Consider the following 19,458-nt stretch of genomic DNA (forward strand, 5'->3'; position numbering starts at 1 on the left):
CCATCTGCTATACGTAATTCGAATTCCGCATCGACTCGGGGCCGCTCAGGCCTGTGAGTTGGTCGCCGGCGCTCCACCTCAAGGGGCACGGCAGACCGCCCGTGGCATTGGCCACGAATACCCCATCCCCCACCTTTCTCGCCGCGGCACCCTCTCTTCCCGCCTCAAACGCCGTGGCCCCCCGGAGCGTTCTATGACTGAAATGAAGCTCGAAGACCTGAAGCTCAAGTCTCCCACGGAGATGCTGAGCTTTGCGGAAGAGAACGGCGTCGAGAACGCCAGCACCATGCGCAAGCAGGAGCTGATGTTCGCGACGCTGAAGCAGCTCGCCGCCAAGGAAATCGAAATCACCGGCACGGGCGTCGTCGAGGTGCTGCAGGACGGCTTCGGCTTCCTCCGCTCGCCTGACGCCAACTATTTGCCCGGCCCCGACGACATCTACGTTTCGCCCTCCCAGATCCGCCGCTTTGCCCTGCGCACCGGCGATACGGTCGAGGGCCAGATTCGCGGCCCCAAGGACGGCGAGCGCTACTTCGCCCTCCTCAAGGTCAGCAAGATCAACTTCGAAGACCCCGAGGCGACGAAGCACAAGATCAACTTCGACAACCTGACGCCGCTCTATCCTACCAAGTGGCTGAAGCTCGAGACCGAGGATCCGACGGTCAAGGACTTCTCCCCGCGGGTCATCGACATCGTGGCGCCGATCGGCAAGGGCCAGCGCGGCCTCATCGTCGCTCCGCCGCGCACCGGTAAGACGGTGCTCCTGCAGAACATCGCCCACTCCATCGCAGTCAATCATCCCGAGTGCTACCTGATCGTGCTGCTCATCGACGAGCGCCCGGAAGAGGTCACCGACATGCAGCGCTCGGTAAAGGGCGAGGTCATCTCCTCGACCTTCGACGAGCCGCCGTCGCGCCACGTGCAGGTCTCGGAAATGGTGATCGAGAAGGCGAAGCGCCTCGTCGAGCACAAGCGCGACGTGATCATCCTTTTGGACTCCATCACCCGCCTCGGCCGCGCCTACAACACCGTCGTGCCGTCCTCTGGCAAGGTGCTGACCGGCGGCGTCGACTCCAACGCCCTGCAGCGCCCCAAGCGCTTCTTCGGCGCCGCCCGCAACATCGAGGAAGGCGGCTCGCTGACCATCATCGCCACGGCGCTCGTCGACACCGGCTCGCGCATGGACGAGGTGATCTTCGAAGAGTTCAAGGGCACCGGTAACTCGGAAATCATTCTCGACCGCAAGGTCTCCGACAAGCGCGTGTTCCCGGCCATCGACGTCGCCCGCTCGGGTACCCGCAAGGAAGACCTGCTCGTGCCGAAGGACCAGCTCAAGAAGGTCTACGTGCTCCGCCGCATCCTCAACCCGATGGGGACGATGGACGGCATCGAGTTCCTCATCGACAAGCTGCGCTCGACCAAGACCAACGGCGAGTTCTTCTCCTCGATGAACACCTGATCGCCGCCCGCGCGGCATCTCTGAAACGCGAAAGGGCCGCTCACCAGCGGCCCTTCTTCTTGATTCTCAAGCGCACGTTTAAAGAAACGTCATGGCCGCGCAGGCGGGACCCAGACGCGCTCGCCGAGCGACATGGTGTACGCTAACCTCTCCCGTAGGGAGAGGTCGGCTGGACGCGCGTTGGCGCGCCAGCCGGGTGAGGGGATGAACCGCTTCAAATCGAGGGCCAGATGCCTGCGGACAGAGCAGCCGCGCGCCGAGGAGATTCTTTGGCGCGAGCTGCGCAACCGGCACCTTGATGGTTGCAAGTTCCGGCGCCAACATCCCATCGGAGTTTATATCGTGGACTTCGTTTCGCTGGAGCGAAAGCTCGTAATCGAAGTCGACGGGGCGACTCATTCGACAGATGAGGAAATCGCGCGTGACGCACGTCGGACCACCGAGATAGAGAGCTTCGGATTTCACGTTGTCCGCGTGACCCACACCGACATCTACAAGAATCTCGACGGCGTGCTCGACTGGATCTTGCTGGAACTCGGGCGCCTATAACCCCTCGCCCGCCGCTCAATTCTACGCATTTCGCGTCGACCTCTCCCCCTGGGAGAGGTTACGTAGCATCCGGAGTTCCGAGAACGAGCTACTCCGCGGCGTCGACGATGCGGCGGGCTTCCTGTGCCGGCGTCGGCGCGGGCTCGGCCGGCTTGCGATAGCGCTCCGGCTCGCCCTGCCCCGGCTTGTAGTGGAGCGGGAACAGGAACTGCTCGACATAGCCCTTGGGGAAGTTCGGCACCTCGTCGACGCCCAAATCCTTCGCCGTGATCTCGCGCGGCGGCTTCTCGTGGAAGGTGCCGAGCAGGCGATCCCAGATCGTCAGCAGCAGGCCGAAATTGCAGTCGCCTTCGGTGCCCCAATTGACGTGGTGCAGGTGATGGATGCGCCCGATCGACAGGTGCTTCTGCAGCGGCCCCAACCGCGCATCGACGTTCGAATGCTGCACGATGAGCGTGATCGAGATCATGAAGCCGAGCATCACCGCCACCGGCACCGGCATGCCGATGATGACCAGCGGCGCGTTGGCAATGATCATGTCGATGACCTGATGCAGCGGATGGCGCATCACGCCGTTCATGCCATAGAGCCGCCCGACACCGTGGTGCACCGCATGCAACCGCCACAGCGGCGCGTAGCGGTGGCTGATGTAGTGCATGATCATGAACATGAAGTCGGAGATGACGAAGGCGACGATGACCTGCGCCCACAGCGGCCACTGCGTCGGCCACAAGCCCTGGAACGGGAACAGCCAGCAGATCACCGGGATCAGCACCACGCCGACGATCGACTGATATTCGTAGACGAGGATGTGCAGCACGGTCGTCGGAGTGTCGCCATGCTCGTGGTGGTCGTTCCACTCATCGAAGAACGGAGCGATTTTCTCGGCGCCGAACGCGGTCGCGTAGGCGAGTACCAGCAGCGGCGCAAGCCATAGATAGGCCCACGGGTTGTCGCCAGCGACGGCCAATTCCGAAACCACCAAATACGCGGCGGCGGTCAGGCCGAGCATCATGAAAGGTGCGTAGCCGTAGCGCACGATCGCGCGTAGTGCTGGCATCAAATCGGTCTCCGAATCGAGTTGTCGCGGCTGTTGGGCAACTCAGACACCCCTCGACAGGCGGGCTTATGCGGCTTCAGCTGGTCGTAGCAACGCGCCGGAATGAAACCCGTTCGAGATTGGCACCGCACGCGTAGCGAGCTTGTTTACAAACTTCGTTGTTCTTTCAGCGCCTTCGCGAGGTCCGAGGGCTCGGTCAGCGACGGAGAGCATTGTGGACCTATGCACACATAGGCTGCCGCTCGCCGGTTAACAGCGTTCTTGTCGCGAAGGCCCGGTAATGTGGCACCATTCGCAGTGTCGTTCAAAGCGTACTGCAGCGCGCCGGGCAAAGAAATACTTCTGATGACCTTCATCAGCTCCGCTCCGCCCTCCAGATGCTGTCCGGCAAGGACGACTTGCTGCGGCTTAAGCAAATCAAATGTGCTCGCCAGGAGCCCTGTGTGTGCGACAATGTTACGCCCCACTTCGCCGGCGAAGGCGGCCAGCAACTGGGCCGCACGTTCGACGTACCGGGTCTCGCCGCTGAGCGTGGCGAGCGCCACGAGATTGGCCAGCATGATGGTGTTGGCGTTGGGAGTCGCGTCGTCGGTCCCCGGGCGCAGGCGCGCGATCACGTCGCGCGTATCGTCGGCTGAAGTTGCATAGCCGCCCTTGCCTTCGACCCAGTAGTGCTTGTCGAGCACCTCGACCCATGCGGCGGCTTGGTCGAAATAGCGCTGCTCGTTCGTCGCCTCGTTGAGGCGCAGCGCGCCCCAGATCATGTTGGCGTAGTCGGAGGCGGTCGCCGGCGCCTTCGCCCGACCGGCGCGATAGGCATGCTTGAGCCGCCCGTTCTCGGTCATGCGCGTGACGACGAAATCGAACGCGCGCTTGGCGAGCTCCAGCCATTCGGGCCGCTCGAACACGACCGAGGCGCGCGCCAGCGCGGCGATCATCAGCCCGTTCCAATCGGCGAGCACCTTGTCGTCCCAGCCGGGGCGCACGCGCTTGTCGCGCTCGGCCATCAGCGTCGCGCGTAGTTTCCGCAGCCGCGCTTCCTCCTCATCGGAGCGCAGCGCGAGGCGGTTCAGGCGATTGAGGATGTTGTGGCCTTCGAAATTGCCGTCGGCAGTGACGTCGTAGACCTGTGCGAAGTAGCGCCCGTCCTCCCCGCCGAGAATGCGCAGCACGTCATCCAGCGACCAGACGTAGAACTTGCCTTCCTCGCCTTCCGAGTCGGCATCGAGCGAGGCGGCGAAGCCGCCGCCCTCGGCGATCATCTCGCGCTCGAGCCATTCGACCGTCTCGGCGACGCGCGCCCTGTAGAGCGGGGACCCGGTCTCGCGATAGACCTCGGTCATCAGGTCGATGAGCAGCGCATTGTCGTAGAGCATCTTCTCGAAGTGGGGGACGAGCCAGAGCTCGTCGACCGAGTAGCGGGCGAAGCCGCCGCCGAGATGATCGTAGATGCCGCCCTGGCAGATGTTGTCGAGCGTGCGCACGACCGCCTCGCGCGCCGGCGCGTGGTCGTAGCGGATGCCGCCGCGCCAGAGCAGCCAGAAGATGCTCCATTGCGGAAACTTGGGCGCGCCTTGTAGGCCGCCATGCACGGCATCCACCGCCGGCACCATGCGCGTGGTCAGGTCCTTGAGGAGCCGATCGTCGATCATCGGGGCGGTCGTCGCCTGATCCGGGTTCTGCAAGGCGGCGGTCAGCGCGTTGGCATTCTCGGCGACCTTCTCCGGCTCCTCGCGGAACACGGCGGAGACGCGCTGCAGGACGTCGACGAACGCCGGGCGGCCGAAGCGATGCTGCTTGGGAAAATACGTGCCGCCCCACACCGGGCGGGCCTCTTGGTCGAGGAACATCGTCAGCGGCCAGCCGCCCTGCTCACCCAACGCATGCAGAGCGCCCATGTAGATGGCGTCGATGTCGGGCCGCTCTTCGCGGTCGACCTTGATGTTCACGAACAGCTCGTTCATCACCGCCGCCGTCGCTTCGTCCTCGAAGCTCTCGTGCGCCATGACGTGGCACCAGTGGCAGGCCGCGTAACCGACCGACAGCAGGATCGGCTTGTTGGTGCGCTTCGCCTCGGCCAGCGCCTCCGGTCCCCAAGCCCACCAGTGGACGGGGTTGTCCTTGTGCTGCAGGAGATAGGGGCTCGTCTCTTTGCTGAGACGGTTCTCGCTCATGACGATCCCTTGGCTGCACGCCGGTTTTGGCAGTTGCGCGCTAACATGGGGTCTTAACGCCGGAACGGCTAGGTCGATGCATGGCTGAGTCCCCCACAATCTTTGCCCTTTCAAGCGCGCCGGGGCGCGCCGGCATCGCCGTCGTGCGGGTCAGCGGTGAGCGCGCGGGATTTGTCGTGGACGCTCTGGCGCCCCCGCGGCCGAAGGATCGGGTCGCCGCCCTGCGGCGTATCCGCGACCCGCAATCGGCAGAGGTGCTGGACGAGGCGCTGGTCCTTTTCTTTGCCGCGCCGCGCACCGAAACCGGCGAGGACATGGCCGAGCTGCACCTCCACGGCGGCCCATCGATCGTCAAAGCCGTCCTCGGCGTGCTCGGCCGCCAGGCCGGCTGCCGGCTCGCCGAGCCGGGCGAGTTCGCGCGCCGCGCCTTCCAGAACGGCAAGCTCGACCTGGCGCAGGTCGAAGGCCTCGCCGACCTCATCGAGGCGGAGACGGAGGCGCAGCGTCACCAGGCTTTGGCGCAGATGCGTGGCGCACTATCCGAGCTCTACGAGGGCTGGCGTCGCGCTCTGCTCGAGGCGAGCGCACTCACCGAGGCGGCCATCGATTTCAGCGACGAGGGCGACGTGGCGGCCGACGCGATGGAGCGGGCGCGCACCATCGTCGGCAAGCTCGAAGGCGAAATCGCTGCCCATCTCGACGACGGCAACCGCGGCGAGATCCTTCGCGACGGCTTTCGCGTCGTGCTGGCGGGACCGCCCAACGCCGGCAAGTCGAGCCTGCTCAATGCCCTGGCCCGGCGCGATGCGGCTATCGTCTCCGAGGAAGCCGGCACCACCCGCGACGTGATCGAGGTGCGCCTCGATCTCGATGGCCTACCGGTCATCGTCTCCGACACCGCCGGCATCCGCGAGCCTCGGGGTGCCGTCGAGAAGGAAGGCATCCGCCGCACTCTGGCCCACGCGCGCGACGCCGACCTCGTCCTTTGGCTGAGCGAGGCGACGGCGCCGCTCGTGCCGCCCCCGCCCGAAGTCTCAGGTCGCGGGGACACGTTTTTTCTCCCCCTCGCCAGCAAGATTGATATCTCCGGTGCTGTCGCGGACGGCCGGCTCGGCGTGTCGGCCAAGACCGGCGCCGGTCTGCCCGAACTCGTTGCCGCCATCGCGCAGCGCGCCCGTGAGCGTGTCGGCGACCTGTCCGCGCCGGCCATCACCCGTGCGCGGTACAGGGAGCGGTTCATGGAGTGCATGAACTCGGTGCATGAGTACATGAACGGGCCGGCGGACCAGTACGAACTCCGCGCCGAGGACCTGCGGCGCGCTACCCAGGCCATCGGCCGCATCACCGGCCGCGTCGACGTGGAGGACGTGCTGGGCGAGATCTTCGGGCGCTTCTGCATCGGCAAGTGAGCCAATGTTTCACGTGAAACCCCTTGTTAACCACGCCGGGGCCTTTGATTCGCCGGCCCGCTACGGCTAGGTTCGGCGCCCGAAACCCCGGATTCCCTAGGATGTCAGACGCCAAGTTCGACGTGATCGTTGTGGGCGGCGGCCATGCCGGCTGCGAAGCCGCGGCCGCGGCTGCCCGCATGGGCGCCCGGACGGCGCTGGTCACGCATACGTTCGCGACCATCGGGGAGATGTCGTGCAATCCCGCCATCGGCGGCCTCGGCAAGGGCCACCTGGTGCGCGAGGTCGACGCCCTCGACGGCCTGATGGGCCGCGTCGCCGACGTCGCCGGCATCCAGTTCCGACTTCTCAATCGTTCCAAGGGCCCGGCCGTGCAGGGCCCGCGCACCCAGGCGGACCGCAAGCTCTACCGGCAGGCCATGCAGGCGGCGATCCGCGCCACGGCCAACCTCGAGGTCGTCGAAGGCGGCGTGGAGGATCTGGTCGTCGAGAACGGCCGAGTCACCGGCGTGGTCACCGGAGGGGGCCGAACGCTGGCCGCCGGGGCCGTGGTCCTGACCACCGGCACCTTCCTCAACGGCCTGATCCACCTGGGCGAGCAGCAGATCCCGGCGGGGCGCGCCGGCGAGGCCCCGGCCCGCAAGCTCTCCGAGCGGCTCTATGGCTTGGGTCTGCAACTCGGGCGCCTCAAGACCGGCACTCCCGCTCGTCTCTCCAAGGCCTCGATCGACTGGAACGCGCTGGAGCAGCAGGCGGCCGACGACCCGCCGGTGCCTTTCTCCTTCCTGACCGAACGGATCACCACGCCCCAGGTCACCTGCGCCATCACTCGAACTACCGAGGCGGCGCACGCCATCATCCGCGCCAATCTCGGCCGTTCGGCGATGTATTCCGGGCAGATTTCCTCGACAGGCCCGCGCTATTGCCCGTCGATCGAGGACAAGGTCGTGCGCTTCGCCGGCCGCGAGACCCACCAGGTCTTCCTCGAGCCGGAAGGCCTGGACGACGACACCGTCTACCCCAACGGCATCTCAACCTCGCTCCCCGCCGAGGTGCAGGAGGCCTTCATCCGCACGATGCCGGGGCTGGAAAAGGCCGTCATCAAGCGGCCGGGCTACGCCATCGAGTACGACTACGTGGACCCGCGGGAGCTCTCGCCGGCGCTTCACGTGAAACGTTTGCCCGGGCTTTTCCTCGCCGGGCAGATCAACGGCACGACGGGATACGAGGAAGCGGCGGCGCAGGGATTGGCGGCCGGAATCAACGCCGCGCTGCTCGCCGGAGGCCGCGAGCCTGACTTCGTCGTCTCCCGCGCCGACGGCTATCTCGGCGTCATGATCGACGACCTCGTGACCCGCGGCGTCTCCGAGCCCTACCGTATGTTCACGTCCCGCGCCGAGTACCGGCTGCGCCTGCGTGCCGACAATGCCGACCAGCGCCTGACTCCGTTGGGCCTCGACGTGGGCTGTGTTGGTGCTGCAAGGCAAGTTGCCTATGAGGCCAAGGCCCAGTCCCTTGCGGCGGCTGGCGTCATGCTGCGGGCGCTCTCGCTGACGCCGTCGGAAGCAGGACGCCATGGCCTTGACGTCAACCGCGACGGCCGTCGCCGCTCCGCCTTCGACCTTCTCGCGCTCCCGGGCGTCGACATCGCCCGTCTCGCGAGCATCTGGCCGGAGATCGGCGCGCTATCGCCTGCCATCGCCGAGCAGGTCGCCGTTGACGCGCGCTACGCCGCCTACGTAGAGCGCCAGGACCTCGATGTCGCCGCCCTGCGCCGGGACGAGGCGCTGAGCATCCCCGCCGGCTTCGACTTCGGCGCCCTGCCCGGTCTCTCGACCGAGGTGCGCCAGAAGCTCGGCCAGCATCGCCCGGCGACGCTGGCCCAGGCGGCGCGCATCGACGGCATCACCCCGGCGGCGCTCCTCATCCTGCTGGCGCAGCTCAAGGCGGCGCCGGTGCGGAAATCGGCATGAGCGCCCGCACCGCCGCGGCCGAAATCTCGGGGCCCGAGGACTTCGCCCGCACCTTCAACGTTTCACGTGAAACGATTGATAAACTTTCGACTTACGAGGGGCTGCTGCGCCAGTGGCAGAAGACGATCAATCTTGTCGCCCCCAGTACCCTCGATGCTGTCTGGTCGCGCCACTTCGCCGATTCCGCCCAGCTCCTCGCCCTCGCCCCGCCGGATGCCAAGCGCTGGCTCGACCTCGGCTCCGGCGCCGGATTTCCAGGCCTCGTTCTGGCGATCATGTTGGCCAACCGCGAAGGAGCCAAAGTCACGCTCATTGAAAGCGACACCCGCAAGGCCGCTTTCCTCGCCGAAGTGGGCCGCCGCACTGGAGCACCTGTGGACATCCGCCCTGAGCGAATCGAGAAAGCCGCGACTCAATCTAAGCTTGGCGCTGTCGACGTGATCACCGCACGCGCGTTGGCACCCTTGCCGCGCCTGCTCGAGCTGGCGGCTCCGGCCTTCTCAGCCCAGACCACCGGGCTGTTCCTGAAGGGCCGCGAGGCGGAGACCGAGGTAGACGCGGCCAGGGCGCGGTGGGCCTTTGAGGCCGAGCTGCATCCGAGCGTGTCCGACGCGGGTGGTCGAATCGTCGTAATCCGCGCGTTAGAGGCCAAAACGGAGGGTCAACCGCGATGAGCGCGACGCGAGCCGGAGCTACCCGGACGCTGGCAATCGCCAATCAAAAGGGCGGCGTCGGCAAGACGACGACGGCCATCAATCTCGGAACCGCGCTGGCCTCGGTCGGCGAGCGCGTGCTGGTCATCGATCTCGATCCGCAGGGCAACGCATCGACGGGGCTCGGCATCGACATCGAGAGCCGGCCGAAGACGTCGTATGACGTCCTCATCGGCGGTACCGGTCTCCTGGAGTGTGCGCAGCCGACGGCGGTGCCCGGCCTCTATGTGGTGCCGGCGAACTCTGATCTCGTCGGGATCGAGGCCGAGCTGACGGACGCCAACCGGCCGTTTCGTCTGCGGGATGCGGTGTCGGCGCTCGTCGCCAGGCAGCGCACGCTGCCGCCCGAGCAAACCTTCGCCTACGTGCTGATTGACTGCCCGCCGTCGCTCAATCTTTTGACGCTCAACGCGCTGTCGGCGGCGAACGCGGTGCTGGTGCCGGTGCAGTGCGAGTTCTTTGCGCTGGAGGGCATTTCGCAGCTCAAGGAATCGATCGACCAGATCCGCGCCACGCTGAACCCGACGCTGGAAATCCAGGGCGTCGTGCTGACGATGCACGATGCGCGCACGTCGTTGTCGAAGGAAGTCGCCGACAACGTCCGCGCCTTCTTCGGCCCCAAGGTCTACGAGACGATCATCCCGCGCAACACGCGCGTGGCCGAGGCGCCGTCGCACGGCAAGCCGATCCTGCTCTACGATTTCGACTGCGCCGGCAGCCAGGCCTACATCAAGCTCGCGACCGAGATCATCGAGCGCGAGCGCCGTAACCAAGCCGCCTGATAACGAGAGCCCGAGCCTTCAGAGGACCCATGAACGCACCCCTGCCCAGCCGTCTTGGACGCGGCCTTGCTGCTCTCATGAAGGAGCCCGTGCCCGGCGTGGCGTCGCTCCCGCCCGAGGGCCAGCAGCGCATGGTGGCGACGGCCGATGTGCGCCCCAGCCGGCTCAATCCGCGCAAGGACTTCCGCGAAGATGAGCTTGCGGAGCTGACGGAGTCGATTCGCTCGAAGGGCCTTGTGCAGCCGATCATCGTGCGCCCCGCCGAGGGCGGCTATGAGATCGTCGCCGGCGAACGCCGCTGGCGGGCGGCGCAGAAGGCCGGCCTGCACACCGTGCCGGTCATCGCCCGCGACCTCACCGACAAGGAAGTTCTCGAGCTCGCCATCATCGAGAACGTGCAGCGTGCCGACCTCAACGCCATCGAAGAGGCGTCGGGCTATCGCGAGCTGATCGAGCGTTTCGACTACAGCCAGGAGCAGCTGTCCGAGATCATCGGCAAGTCGCGCAGCCACGTCGCCAACACGCTGCGCCTGCTGAAGCTCCCCGACGGCGTACAGACGATGGTGCAGGACGGCCGGCTCACCGCCGGGCATGCGCGCGCCCTCATCGGCCGCAACGACGCCGACGGCCTGGCGCAGCGCATTGTCAGCGAGGGCCTCAACGTCCGCGAGGTCGAGGCGCTGGTGCAGGGTGGCGGCGAGGTACCGCCCGGCGGACCGGTTTCGCGCACCCCCCGCGACAAGGACCCCGATACCAAGGCCTTCGAGAAGGATCTTTCCAACGTCCTCGGCCTCAAGGTCGAGATCAAGCGCGGCTCCGGCGAGAGCGGCAACCTGGTCATCAAGTTCGGCAACTTCGACCAGCTCGACTATATCCGCCAGCGCCTGGGCGGCACTTGAGCTTGACGCCACGCTGCCGTTGCTGCATCTGCCGGACGCTATAACTCCTTGCGCCCGTTGAGGATCGCGCCATGAGCGACGTGTTGCTGCAACTCGCGGCCACCATCAGCGCCCGCCGGTCGGCGACCGCGGACAGCTCCTACACGCGCCAGCTGCTCGACGCCGGCCCGGCCAGGTGCGCCAAGAAGCTCGGCGAGGAGGCGATCGAGACGGTCATCGCCGGGACCTCCGAGGGCGACGAACAGCTAAAGGCGGAAGCCGCCGATCTCATCTACCATTTGCTGGTGCTGCTGGAGAGCCGCGGCGTAGCGCTCAATGACGTGCTCGCCGTGCTCGACAAGCGGCAGGGCGTCTCTGGCCTTAAAGAGAAGGCCGAGCGCAGCAAGGGCTGATATAACAACCAGAAATCCCGGCTCGGCGTGACCGCGATGTCCTATCCCGCCAACCTCCAGTTCTCGCCCTATCGCGTCTTCGAGCGCGAGGAATGGGCGCGGTTGCGCGCCGACACCCCGATGACCCTGAAGGAGAGCGAGCTCGAGCAGCTCTCCGGTCTCATCGAGGAGCTGTCGGTCGAGGAGGTCGAGCAGATCTACCTGCCGATGTCGCGCCTCCTGAATCTCTACGTGGCGGGGGCGCAGCAGCTCCATTCGATATCTTCGAAGTTCCTCGGCCGTACCGACGGCAAGGTGCCTTTCATCATCGGCGTCGGCGGCTCCGTGGCAGTCGGCAAGAGCACCACGGCGCGTGTTCTGAAGGCGCTGCTGGCGCGCTGGCCGGACCATCCGCGCGTCGACCAGATCACCACTGACGGCTTCCTAATGCCCAATGAGGAGCTGGAACGCCGCAAGATCATGGACCGCAAGGGCTTCCCGGAAAGCTTTGACACGGCGCGTCTGCTGAACTTCCTCGCCAGCGTGAAGTCGGGCGTGAAGCGCGTCGAGGCGCCGGTCTATTCGCACTTCCATTACGACATCATTCCCGACCAGAAGGTCGTCGTCGAAAGCCCCGACATTCTCATCGTCGAGGGACTCAACGTCCTGCAGCCGGCGCGCATGCCGCGCGGTGGCGAGGTGATCCCGTTCGTGTCGGATTTCTTCGATTTCTCGATCTATCTCGACGCCGACCCCGCGGTGATCGAGGACTGGTACGTCACCCGCTTCATGCGCCTGCGCACCACGGCGTTCCGCGACCCGGCCGCTTACTTCCACCAGTATGCGGGCCTGTCGCCGGAGGCGGCGCAAGCCCGCGCGCTCGAGATCTGGCGCTCGATCAACCTCAAGAACCTGGAAGAGAACATCCTGCCGACGCGGCAGCGGGCGCGCCTCATTCTGCGCAAGGAAGCCGACCATCACGTCGAATCGGTCGCTCTACGCAAACTTTGACCAGACAAAAAAAGGACCGCCTGGGGAGGCGGCCCGTCAAGTGACGCGCTCTAGCTCTAGATTAGGTGCAGGGAGTGCCGCTCAATGAGTGCGCGGCTTCGGCGGTTTTCGCGGCGCCATGACCGCGACAATGAAAGCGCCGACTGCGAGTTGACCTCGCATGGCGTTTTCGACCGCTGGTAATTGCAGCCAGTGCCGGGCCAGCACCGCTTGCTGCTCTATCGCCGTTGCGACCGCCCATAGCCCAAGGTCACACCAGATTGCGGGCAGCGGGGGCTGCGTCGCGGTGTGGGCGGTAGCGGCGGCGACAGTCTCTTCCGGCGCGGCGTCGTTGGCGGCCGGGATATGGGTGCGCACGCTGGCGGCGAGTGGCCGCCGCGCGGCGGGTTGAAACGGGCCGGGGCGGGCAAGCGCACGGCCATTGGTTTGGGAGATGCGCCGGGCGTCGGCCATCAGGCGGGCCTGATCGGCGTGAAACTTGTCGCGCAGGCGGCGAATGACGGAGGGATTTTCGACCCCAAGCGAGCGGATGGCGGTGGTCGGCTTGAGAGCCGGATTGGCGGCGAGCAGTGCCGCGAGGCTCCGCAAGTGCCGGCTATCGTCGAGGCCGCTACCCTTTGGACGCCCATAACGCGCGTGCATGGTCGGCATGCAATCGGTCCCCATGACCTTCGAGATCGGCTCGAATCGGTATTGGGATTATGTTTGTGCGTCAGAGCGTTGCCAGGGAGAATAAATGCATTGTAGCAGCCAGCCGGTGCAATCGGCGGGCGTTGTGGCGCAAATGCACCCGCGCCTTGTATGGGATACCGGCCGAGCTACAGCGCATCCGCGGCCTTAGCCGGCGATCAACCCTTCCTGCTTGGCGATAGCCGAGAGCGGAAGCTCGGGCCGCGCTCCGAGGTGGCTGATCACCTCGGCGGCAGCGAGACTGCCGAGCCGCCCGCAATCGACGAGCTTCAGATTGCGCGTGTAGCCATAGAGGAAACCCGCAGCGTAGAGATCGCCGGCGCCCGTGGCGTCGACCACCTTCTCGACGCGCGTCGGGCGCACCTGCACGGTCTCCTTCTGCGTGACGATCACCGACCCGGCTTCCGAGCGCGTCAGCACGGCGATCTCGCATTCGCCGCGCACGGCCGCCGCCGCCTCGTCGAAGCTGTTCACCTCGTAGAGCGCGGTGATCTCCTTCTCGTTGGCGAACAAGATGTCGATCTCGCTTTTGACGAGCTTGCGGAAGTCAGTGCGATGGCGATCGACGCAGAACGCGTCGGAGAGCGACAGGGCAGTCTTGCGACCGGCCTTGGCGGCGATGGCGGCAGCGGCGTGAAACGCGTCCTTGGCCTCGGGCTTATCGAAAAGGTAGCCCTCAAGGTACGTGACTTTGGCGGCGGCGATCATGGCCGCGTCGACCTCGGCGGGTCCCAGCTCGGTGCTGGCGCCGAGGAAGGTATTCATCGTGCGCTCGCCGTCCGGCGTCACGAGGATCAGGCATACCGCGGTCGGCAGGCCGCCCGTCGCCGGCGCCGTCCCGAAGGCAACGCCCGAGGCGCGGATATCGTGCCAGAACACCTTGCCGAACTGGTCGTCGGCGACGCGGCCGATGAAGGCGCCTTTGCCGCCGAACGATGCGAGCCCGGCGATGGTGTTGGCGGCCGAGCCGCCCGAGCGCTCCATCGCAGGGCCCATGAGGCCGTACAGACGGTCGGCCTCCTGCGCATCGATGAGGCGCATGAAGCCCTTGGCGAGGTCGTGCTTCGACAAGAAGGCGTCGTCGCAGTGTCCGAAGATGTCGACGATGGCATTGCCGATGCCGACAACGTCGTAGCGCGTCTCTTGCATAAACCCCCCAATGTCGTGATAGCCGCGCACTATAGGCACCGCGCCGCGCCCGACAAGTCGGCTGGACGAATATGCCAAAAACCAAGTGCTGGCTTGGCTAATGCGCCCCCCGGGCCGGGGCCGGCCGCGCCGCGGCGGCCACCGCGATGAGCAAATCCTCGGTGATGGCCTCCTCGAGTGCCGAGGTGAGGCGTGCCGCCTTGGCGGCCTCCGCCGTCCGCTTCAGTACCTGGGCGAGCCGGGGTGACGACCACAGCCGGCACTGAACGCCGAGCGCGTCTTTCTGCTTGAAATGCACGGGCGGCCGCTGCTGGCGGATCACGTCCTCGAAGGAGCTCCCGGCATCGAGGTCCGTCCTGATGCGGTGCAGGCGCTGCAAGTGCCGCTGCAGCATAAGGATGATCAGCTGCGGGCTCTCGCCGGCGGCGAGGGCGCGCGAATACTCGGCGACGGCCCGTCTGGCGTCGCCCCCTGCGGCGGCATTGAGCGTCCGGTCGATGGCGAGCTCGGAGGCATCGCCGACGATCGCCTCGATGTCGGACGCTTCGATCTCCTTCCGCCCGGCGGCGTAGAGGGCGAGCTTCTCGATCTCGCCGCGCGACAACGCCCGGTCGGCACCCATGCGGGCGACGAGAAGCTCGCGCGCGTCCGACGTGATGCCGAGCCCGTGCGGCTTCAGCGTCTCGGCGATGAGACCTTCGATGTCGCGCGCCTCGTCCGCGTAGCAGGCGACGGCGGCGGCCTGCGCCGACTTCTCGAACATGGCGCGCATCGCGTCGGTCGGCTTCAGGTTGCCGGCCTCGACGATGAGCGTCGCTGCAAGCGTGCCCCCGACCAGAAGCGGCTGCAGCGCCTGGGCGGTGATGCGGCGTCCGGCAGTGGCGCGCACGACTTTGGATCCGCCGAACATGGGGATCGTCTGCAGCTCGACAGCGAGGCGGTCCGGGTCGGTATCGAGGTCGGTGTCGTCGATCCGGATGATCTCTCCGTTGTCGCGCGCGGCGACCAGCGCGGCGAGCTTCGCGGCGCGCTCGGACACCAGTCCCGCGTCGGTGCCATAGAACAGCACCGCGGGATGCTTAGGTCCCGGCGGGTTGAGGAATGACTGAGCTTGATGCGCTTTGATGGCAACCATGATTGCGCGCCGTCATAGCATATGACGGCCGCACTGCGTCACGCGCTGCGTTATCAGGCGTTGCCGGAGAGGAAGGCGGCGACGCGCCCCTTGAGCTCTTCGCCGACGGTCTTGGCGGCGCGATCCTCGGCGTCCTGGCGGGCCCGCACGTTGGCGAACACGCTGTCGAAGCGCTGGAAGGCGACGCGGCCGTGGCTCTCGCCCGTCAGCGCCACCGAGCGGTCGGCGATGCGTACGAGGCGGAAGCTGGTGTCGAGATTGTAGACGCTGCCCGATGAGTTGCCGTCGATCTGCACCAGGGTAGGCGTCAGCGACTCGCGGATGACGATCTCGAGACGATAGACGGGCTGGGCCGCGAGGCCGCCGCCGGTCGACTGGTAGATCAGCTCGTTGCGCAGGCGCTGACCGACGCGGCCTGGAATGGGCGCAACTTCGAGTTCTTTGAGCTTTTCACTGAGCTCGGCGCCACCGACGATGGCGCTGGAGGCGTACATTGGCCGGAAACCGGAATCGCCGCAGCCGGCCACGAGCATGGATGCCGCAGCACACGCGAACACAACCCGGATCATCCCTCGGCGGCGAGCCTTCAAGCGCCGTCCCCCGTGCTCGTCCTCAAACGACGACGTTTACAATCTTCTGAGGCACAACGATGACCCGCTTTGCCGGCCGTCCCTCGAGGGCCCTCTGCACCGGCTCAAGCCTGAGTGCAGCGGCCTCGATTTCCCCGGAATTGGCTGTTCGGGCAATCGTTAACTCATCCCGTCGCTTACCATTCACCTGTACGGCAATGGTGATCGTATCGTCAACGAGCAACGCCGGATCGACCTCCGGCCAGGCCTGATTGGCGAGCAGTGTGTTGTATCCGAGCCGCGCCCAGCATTCCTCGGCCAAATGCGGCATCATTGGGCCGATCGTCTGCACCAGAAACTCGAGCGCCTCGCGCTGGGCCCAGGCGAAATCTTCCCCCGCTTTCCCCAAGGCCCCACCCAGAACATTTGTGAACTCGTAGACCTGGGCAACGGCCACATTGAAGCGCAGGCCCTCGATGGACCGGGCCACCTGGTCGAGCGCCTTGTGCGACGCGCGGCGGAGCGCCATTGCCTCGGGGCTGAACGCCGCCGGCATGGGCGTGCCCTTCGGGGCGGCGCTGTCGGCGCCCTGATCGACGAGGCGCCAGATGCGCTGGGCGAAGCGGCGGGCTCCGTCGACGCCGACGTCCGTATAGATGACGTCGCGCTCCGGCGGGCTGTCGGACAGCACGAACCAGCGCGCCACGTCGGCGCCGTAGCGGCTGACAAAATCGTCGAGATCGACGGTGTTCTTGCGCGACTTCGACATCTTCTCGACCGAGCCGATCGTCGCCGTGTCGCCGGTCGAGATCTCGATCGCGCGGCGCGTGGCCCCCTCGCCCTCGATGCGCACCTGGGCCGGCTGCAGCCAGCCGCCGCGGCGCGACTTGTAGGTCTCGTGGGTGACCATGCCCTGCGTGAACAAGGCGGCGAACGGCTCGCGCACGTTCTGATTCAGCTTCAGGTGACCGGTGTCGCACAGCGCGCGCGTGAAGAAGCGCGAATAGAGCAGGTGCAGGATCGCGTGCTCGATGCCGCCGATGTACTGGTCGACCGAAAGCCAGTAGGCGGCCTCCGTTTTGTCGACGGGCGTCTTGGCGTGCGGGGCGGTAAAGCGCACGAAGTACCACGACGAGTCGACGAACGTGTCCATGGTGTCCGTCTCGCGACGCGCCTCGCCCCCGCACGACGGGCACTTCACGTGCTTCCACGTCGGGTGACGGTCGAGCGGATTGCCGGGCTTGTCGAACGTCGCGTCCGTCGGCAGCTCCACCGGCAGGTCGGCATCCGGCACGGGGACAGTGCCGCACTTCTCGCAGTGGATGATCGGGATCGGGCAGCCCCAATAGCGCTGCCGCGAGATGCCCCAGTCGCGCAGGCGGTAGTTCACCTTGCGGGTGCCGGCCGGCTTCTTGCCGAGCTTCGTCTTTTCCAGGCGCCCGGCGACTTCCTCGAACGCCGCCTTGGTGTCGAGGCCGTCGAGGAACGACGAGTTGATCATCGTGCCGTCGGCGTCGAACGCCTTGTCCTTGATGGCGAACGTCGCGGCGTCCTCGCCCGGCGGCAGGATCACCGGCTTGAACGGCAGATCGTACTTGCGCGCGAAGTCGAGGTCGCGCTGGTCGCCCGCCGGGCAGCCGAAGATGGCGCCCGTGCCGTAGTCCATGAGGATGAAGTTCGCGACGTAGACCGGCAGCGTCCAGTCCTTGTCGAACGGATGCACGGCGCGGATGCCGGTGTCGAAGCCCTGCTTCTCGGCCGTCTCCAATTCGGCGACGGACGTGCCCATGTGGCGGCACTCCTCGCAGAAACGGGCGAGGTCGGGGTTGTGTTTGGCGGCCGCGGTCGCCAGCGGGTGGTCGGGCGCTACGGCGACGAACGCCGCGCCGAACAGCGTGTCAGGCCGCGTCGTATAGACCTCGACCTCGGACTCGCCCTTGGGCGCCGTTTTCTTGTCGAGGGCGAAGCGCACCAGCATCCCGTCGGAGCGGCCGATCCAGTTCGCCTGCATCAGGCGCACCTTCTCCGGCCACTTGTCGAGGTTCTGCAGCGCTTCCAAGAGCTCGTCGGCATATTCGGTGATCTTGAAGAACCACTGGGTCAGCTCGCGCTGCTCGACGAGCGCGCCCGAGCGCCAGCCGCGGCCGTCGATCACCTGCTCGTTGGCGAGCACGGTGTGGTCGACCGGGTCCCAGTTCACCTTCGAGGCCTTGCGGTAAGCGAGGCCCCGCTTCAGCATGTCGAGGAACAGCTTCTGCTGATGCCGGTAGTAGTCCGGCGAGCAGGTGGCGATCTCGCGCGACCAGTCGAGCGACAGGCCCATCGACTTGAGCTGCCGCCGCATGGTGTCGATGTTCTGGTAGGTCCACTCCGCCGGGTGCACCTTGCGCTCCATGGCGGCGTTCTCCGCCGGCATGCCGAACGCGTCCCAGCCCATGGGGTGCAGCACATTGAAGCCCTTGGCGCGCTTGTAGCGTGCGAACACGTCGCCCATGGTGTAGTTGCGCGAGTGGCCGACGTGGATGCGCCCCGAAGGATATGGAAACATCTCGAGGACGTAGCACTTCGGGCGGCCGTCCTCGTGAGAGGCGCGGAAGATGTCCGCCTTCTCCCAGGCTTCCTGCCAGTGTTTCTCGCGTTCGGGCGCGTCGTAGCTTTGATTGGCCATACGGCGTTGGACTTTCGGAATTTAGCGGCTTTGAGCGGCGTAATGAGCCTTAAAGCACCATTGGGGTCAAGGCGGTCGGATGACACCGGAAGCTGAAACGGCGGCCCGTCTTGCCGAGACCCAGCTGCGGATTGCCCTGGCGGCGGAAGCGGCCGGGCGCGCGGCGGCCGACGTCCGCCTCATCGTCGTGTCGAAAACCTTCGGCGCGGCAGAGATCATTCCCGTGCTCGCTGCTGGTCAGCGCATCTTCGGCGAGAACCGGGTGCAGGAGGCGAAAGCCAAGTGGCCGGCGCTGAAGGCCGAGTATCCCAACCTCGAGCTGCACCTGATCGGCCCGTTGCAGTCGAACAAGGCGAAGGAGGCGGTCGAGCTGTTCGACGCCATCCACTCCATCGACCGGGAAAAGATCGCCCGCGCGCTCGCCGAGGAGATGAAAAAGCAGGGCAGGCGGCTGGAACTGTTTGTGCAGGTCAACACCGGCGAGGAGCCGCAGAAGGCGGGCGTGCCGCCGAGCGAGCTCCCGACTCTGCTGGCCCTGTGTCGCGACGAGCTGCAGTTGGAGATCACCGGGTTGATGTGCATCCCCCCCGTCGACGAGGAGGCGGCGCTGCACTTTGCCTTCCTCGCCAAGCTTGCGGCCGAGAACGGCCTGGCAGGACTCAGCATGGGCATGAGCGACGACTTCGAGACGGCCGTCGCTTTCGGCGCCACGCATGTCCGCGTCGGCTCGGCGATTTTCGGCTCGCGTCCCAATCCCTGAAGTTTTCCAACGCGATTTACGGGCGTGCGGATTGCGGGCGCGCTGCCGGTGCTAGGCTTCTGCAACTTGATTCGCATGGACCTGGAG

General features: G+C 66.2%; 17 protein-coding genes. 10 read left to right on the top strand and 7 right to left on the bottom strand.

Annotation, left to right across the window (positions count from 1 at the left end):
• Nucleotides 1–193: 193 nt before the first annotated feature.
• Both rho and GIW81_RS11460 read left to right on the top strand, forming a co-directional pair.
• Nucleotides 194–1,459, top strand: a complete 1,266-nt coding sequence (rho, locus tag GIW81_RS11455) for a transcription termination factor Rho (RefSeq protein WP_154739303.1) — start codon at nt 194–196, stop codon at nt 1,457–1,459.
• A 204-nt stretch (nt 1,460–1,663) separates the two neighbouring features.
• Nucleotides 1,664–2,008, top strand: a complete 345-nt coding sequence (locus tag GIW81_RS11460) for an endonuclease domain-containing protein (protein ID WP_154739304.1) — start codon at nt 1,664–1,666, stop codon at nt 2,006–2,008.
• A gap of 88 nt (nt 2,009–2,096) precedes the next feature.
• On the opposite strand, the gene GIW81_RS11465 is transcribed toward GIW81_RS11460, so the two are convergent.
• Nucleotides 2,097–3,068 (bottom strand): sterol desaturase family protein, encoded by a 972-nt coding sequence (locus tag GIW81_RS11465; protein ID WP_154739305.1) that lies wholly within the window; start codon nt 3,066–3,068, stop codon nt 2,097–2,099.
• Nucleotides 3,069–3,214: 146 nt separating this feature from the next.
• The gene (locus GIW81_RS11470; RefSeq protein ID WP_154739306.1) at nt 3,215–5,242 is read right to left on the bottom strand and encodes a thioredoxin domain-containing protein; all 2,028 of its coding nucleotides are present in this window, start codon (nt 5,240–5,242) and stop codon (nt 3,215–3,217) included.
• 80 nt (nt 5,243–5,322) lie between these two features.
• Here GIW81_RS11470 and mnmE point away from each other — a divergent pair, with 80 nt between their 5' ends.
• The 7 genes from mnmE to coaA all read left to right on the top strand — a co-directional run bounded on the left by mnmE (nt 5,323) and on the right by coaA (nt 12,400).
• Nucleotides 5,323–6,651, top strand: a complete 1,329-nt coding sequence (gene mnmE, locus GIW81_RS11475; protein ID WP_154739307.1) for a tRNA uridine-5-carboxymethylaminomethyl(34) synthesis GTPase MnmE — start codon at nt 5,323–5,325, stop codon at nt 6,649–6,651.
• Between the two features lie 101 nt (nt 6,652–6,752).
• On the top strand, nt 6,753–8,624 hold the full coding sequence (gene mnmG / locus GIW81_RS11480; protein WP_154739308.1) for a tRNA uridine-5-carboxymethylaminomethyl(34) synthesis enzyme MnmG: 1,872 nt from the start codon (nt 6,753–6,755) through the stop codon (nt 8,622–8,624).
• The gene (gene rsmG, locus GIW81_RS11485) at nt 8,621–9,298 is read left to right on the top strand and encodes a 16S rRNA (guanine(527)-N(7))-methyltransferase RsmG (protein ID WP_154739309.1); all 678 of its coding nucleotides are present in this window, start codon (nt 8,621–8,623) and stop codon (nt 9,296–9,298) included. Before mnmG ends, rsmG begins: the two co-directional genes overlap by 4 nt.
• Complete coding sequence (locus tag GIW81_RS11490) at nt 9,295–10,119, top strand: ParA family protein (protein WP_154739310.1); 825 nt, start codon at nt 9,295–9,297, stop codon at nt 10,117–10,119. Before rsmG ends, GIW81_RS11490 begins: the two co-directional genes overlap by 4 nt.
• Nucleotides 10,120–10,148: 29 nt before the next feature.
• Nucleotides 10,149–11,018, top strand: a complete 870-nt coding sequence (locus GIW81_RS11495) for a ParB/RepB/Spo0J family partition protein (protein WP_154739311.1) — start codon at nt 10,149–10,151, stop codon at nt 11,016–11,018.
• 71 nt (nt 11,019–11,089) lie between these two features.
• The gene (locus GIW81_RS11500; RefSeq protein ID WP_154739312.1) at nt 11,090–11,410 is read left to right on the top strand and encodes a phosphoribosyl-ATP diphosphatase; all 321 of its coding nucleotides are present in this window, start codon (nt 11,090–11,092) and stop codon (nt 11,408–11,410) included.
• A gap of 36 nt (nt 11,411–11,446) precedes the next feature.
• A complete protein-coding gene (coaA, locus tag GIW81_RS11505) occupies nt 11,447–12,400 on the top strand; it encodes a type I pantothenate kinase (RefSeq protein ID WP_154739313.1) in 954 nt (317 codons plus the stop codon).
• A gap of 81 nt (nt 12,401–12,481) precedes the next feature.
• Here coaA and GIW81_RS11510 read toward each other — a convergent pair whose 3' ends face one another.
• From GIW81_RS11510 to leuS, 5 genes are all read right to left on the bottom strand, one after another.
• A complete protein-coding gene (locus GIW81_RS11510; protein WP_154739314.1) occupies nt 12,482–12,988 on the bottom strand; it encodes a hypothetical protein in 507 nt (168 codons plus the stop codon).
• A gap of 249 nt (nt 12,989–13,237) precedes the next feature.
• Entirely contained in the window at nt 13,238–14,239 is a 1,002-nt protein-coding gene (locus tag GIW81_RS11515) for an adenosine kinase (protein ID WP_154739315.1), read from the bottom strand.
• A 97-nt stretch (nt 14,240–14,336) separates the two neighbouring features.
• Nucleotides 14,337–15,374, bottom strand: coding sequence for a DNA polymerase III subunit delta (gene holA, locus GIW81_RS11520; protein ID WP_154739316.1), 1,038 nt, complete (start codon nt 15,372–15,374; stop codon nt 14,337–14,339).
• Nucleotides 15,375–15,427: 53 nt separating this feature from the next.
• Nucleotides 15,428–15,868, bottom strand: a complete 441-nt coding sequence (locus GIW81_RS11525) for a hypothetical protein (protein ID WP_229309149.1) — start codon at nt 15,866–15,868, stop codon at nt 15,428–15,430.
• A 118-nt stretch (nt 15,869–15,986) separates the two neighbouring features.
• Complete coding sequence (leuS, locus tag GIW81_RS11530; protein ID WP_154739318.1) at nt 15,987–18,611, bottom strand: leucine--tRNA ligase; 2,625 nt, start codon at nt 18,609–18,611, stop codon at nt 15,987–15,989.
• Between the two features lie 79 nt (nt 18,612–18,690).
• On the opposite strand from leuS, the gene GIW81_RS11535 reads away from it, so the two are divergent.
• Complete coding sequence (locus GIW81_RS11535; RefSeq protein ID WP_154739319.1) at nt 18,691–19,371, top strand: YggS family pyridoxal phosphate-dependent enzyme; 681 nt, start codon at nt 18,691–18,693, stop codon at nt 19,369–19,371.
• The last annotated feature ends 87 nt before the right edge of the window (nt 19,372–19,458 follow it).

The organism is Hyphomicrobium album, assembly GCF_009708035.1.
Taxonomy (GTDB): domain Bacteria; phylum Pseudomonadota; class Alphaproteobacteria; order Rhizobiales; family Hyphomicrobiaceae; genus Hyphomicrobium_A; species Hyphomicrobium_A album.

Bases quoted from the DNA above. Each gene is read 5' to 3' on its own strand.
- rho (WP_154739303.1), top strand. From the start codon at position 194: ATGACTGAAATGAAGCTCGAAGACCTGAAGCTCAAGTCTCCCACGGAG.
- GIW81_RS11460 (WP_154739304.1), top strand. From the start codon at position 1,664: ATGAACCGCTTCAAATCGAGGGCCAGATGCCTGCGGACAGAGCAGCCG.
- GIW81_RS11465 (WP_154739305.1), bottom strand. From the start codon at position 3,068: ATGCCAGCACTACGCGCGATCGTGCGCTACGGCTACGCACCTTTCATG.
- GIW81_RS11470 (WP_154739306.1), bottom strand. From the start codon at position 5,242: ATGAGCGAGAACCGTCTCAGCAAAGAGACGAGCCCCTATCTCCTGCAG.
- mnmE (WP_154739307.1), top strand. From the start codon at position 5,323: ATGGCTGAGTCCCCCACAATCTTTGCCCTTTCAAGCGCGCCGGGGCGC.
- mnmG (WP_154739308.1), top strand. From the start codon at position 6,753: ATGTCAGACGCCAAGTTCGACGTGATCGTTGTGGGCGGCGGCCATGCC.
- rsmG (WP_154739309.1), top strand. From the start codon at position 8,621: ATGAGCGCCCGCACCGCCGCGGCCGAAATCTCGGGGCCCGAGGACTTC.
- GIW81_RS11490 (WP_154739310.1), top strand. From the start codon at position 9,295: ATGAGCGCGACGCGAGCCGGAGCTACCCGGACGCTGGCAATCGCCAAT.
- GIW81_RS11495 (WP_154739311.1), top strand. From the start codon at position 10,149: ATGAACGCACCCCTGCCCAGCCGTCTTGGACGCGGCCTTGCTGCTCTC.
- GIW81_RS11500 (WP_154739312.1), top strand. From the start codon at position 11,090: ATGAGCGACGTGTTGCTGCAACTCGCGGCCACCATCAGCGCCCGCCGG.
- coaA (WP_154739313.1), top strand. From the start codon at position 11,447: ATGTCCTATCCCGCCAACCTCCAGTTCTCGCCCTATCGCGTCTTCGAG.
- GIW81_RS11515 (WP_154739315.1), bottom strand. From the start codon at position 14,239: ATGCAAGAGACGCGCTACGACGTTGTCGGCATCGGCAATGCCATCGTC.
- holA (WP_154739316.1), bottom strand. From the start codon at position 15,374: ATGGTTGCCATCAAAGCGCATCAAGCTCAGTCATTCCTCAACCCGCCG.
- GIW81_RS11525 (WP_229309149.1), bottom strand. From the start codon at position 15,868: ATGTACGCCTCCAGCGCCATCGTCGGTGGCGCCGAGCTCAGTGAAAAG.
- leuS (WP_154739318.1), bottom strand. From the start codon at position 18,611: ATGGCCAATCAAAGCTACGACGCGCCCGAACGCGAGAAACACTGGCAG.
- GIW81_RS11535 (WP_154739319.1), top strand. From the start codon at position 18,691: ATGACACCGGAAGCTGAAACGGCGGCCCGTCTTGCCGAGACCCAGCTG.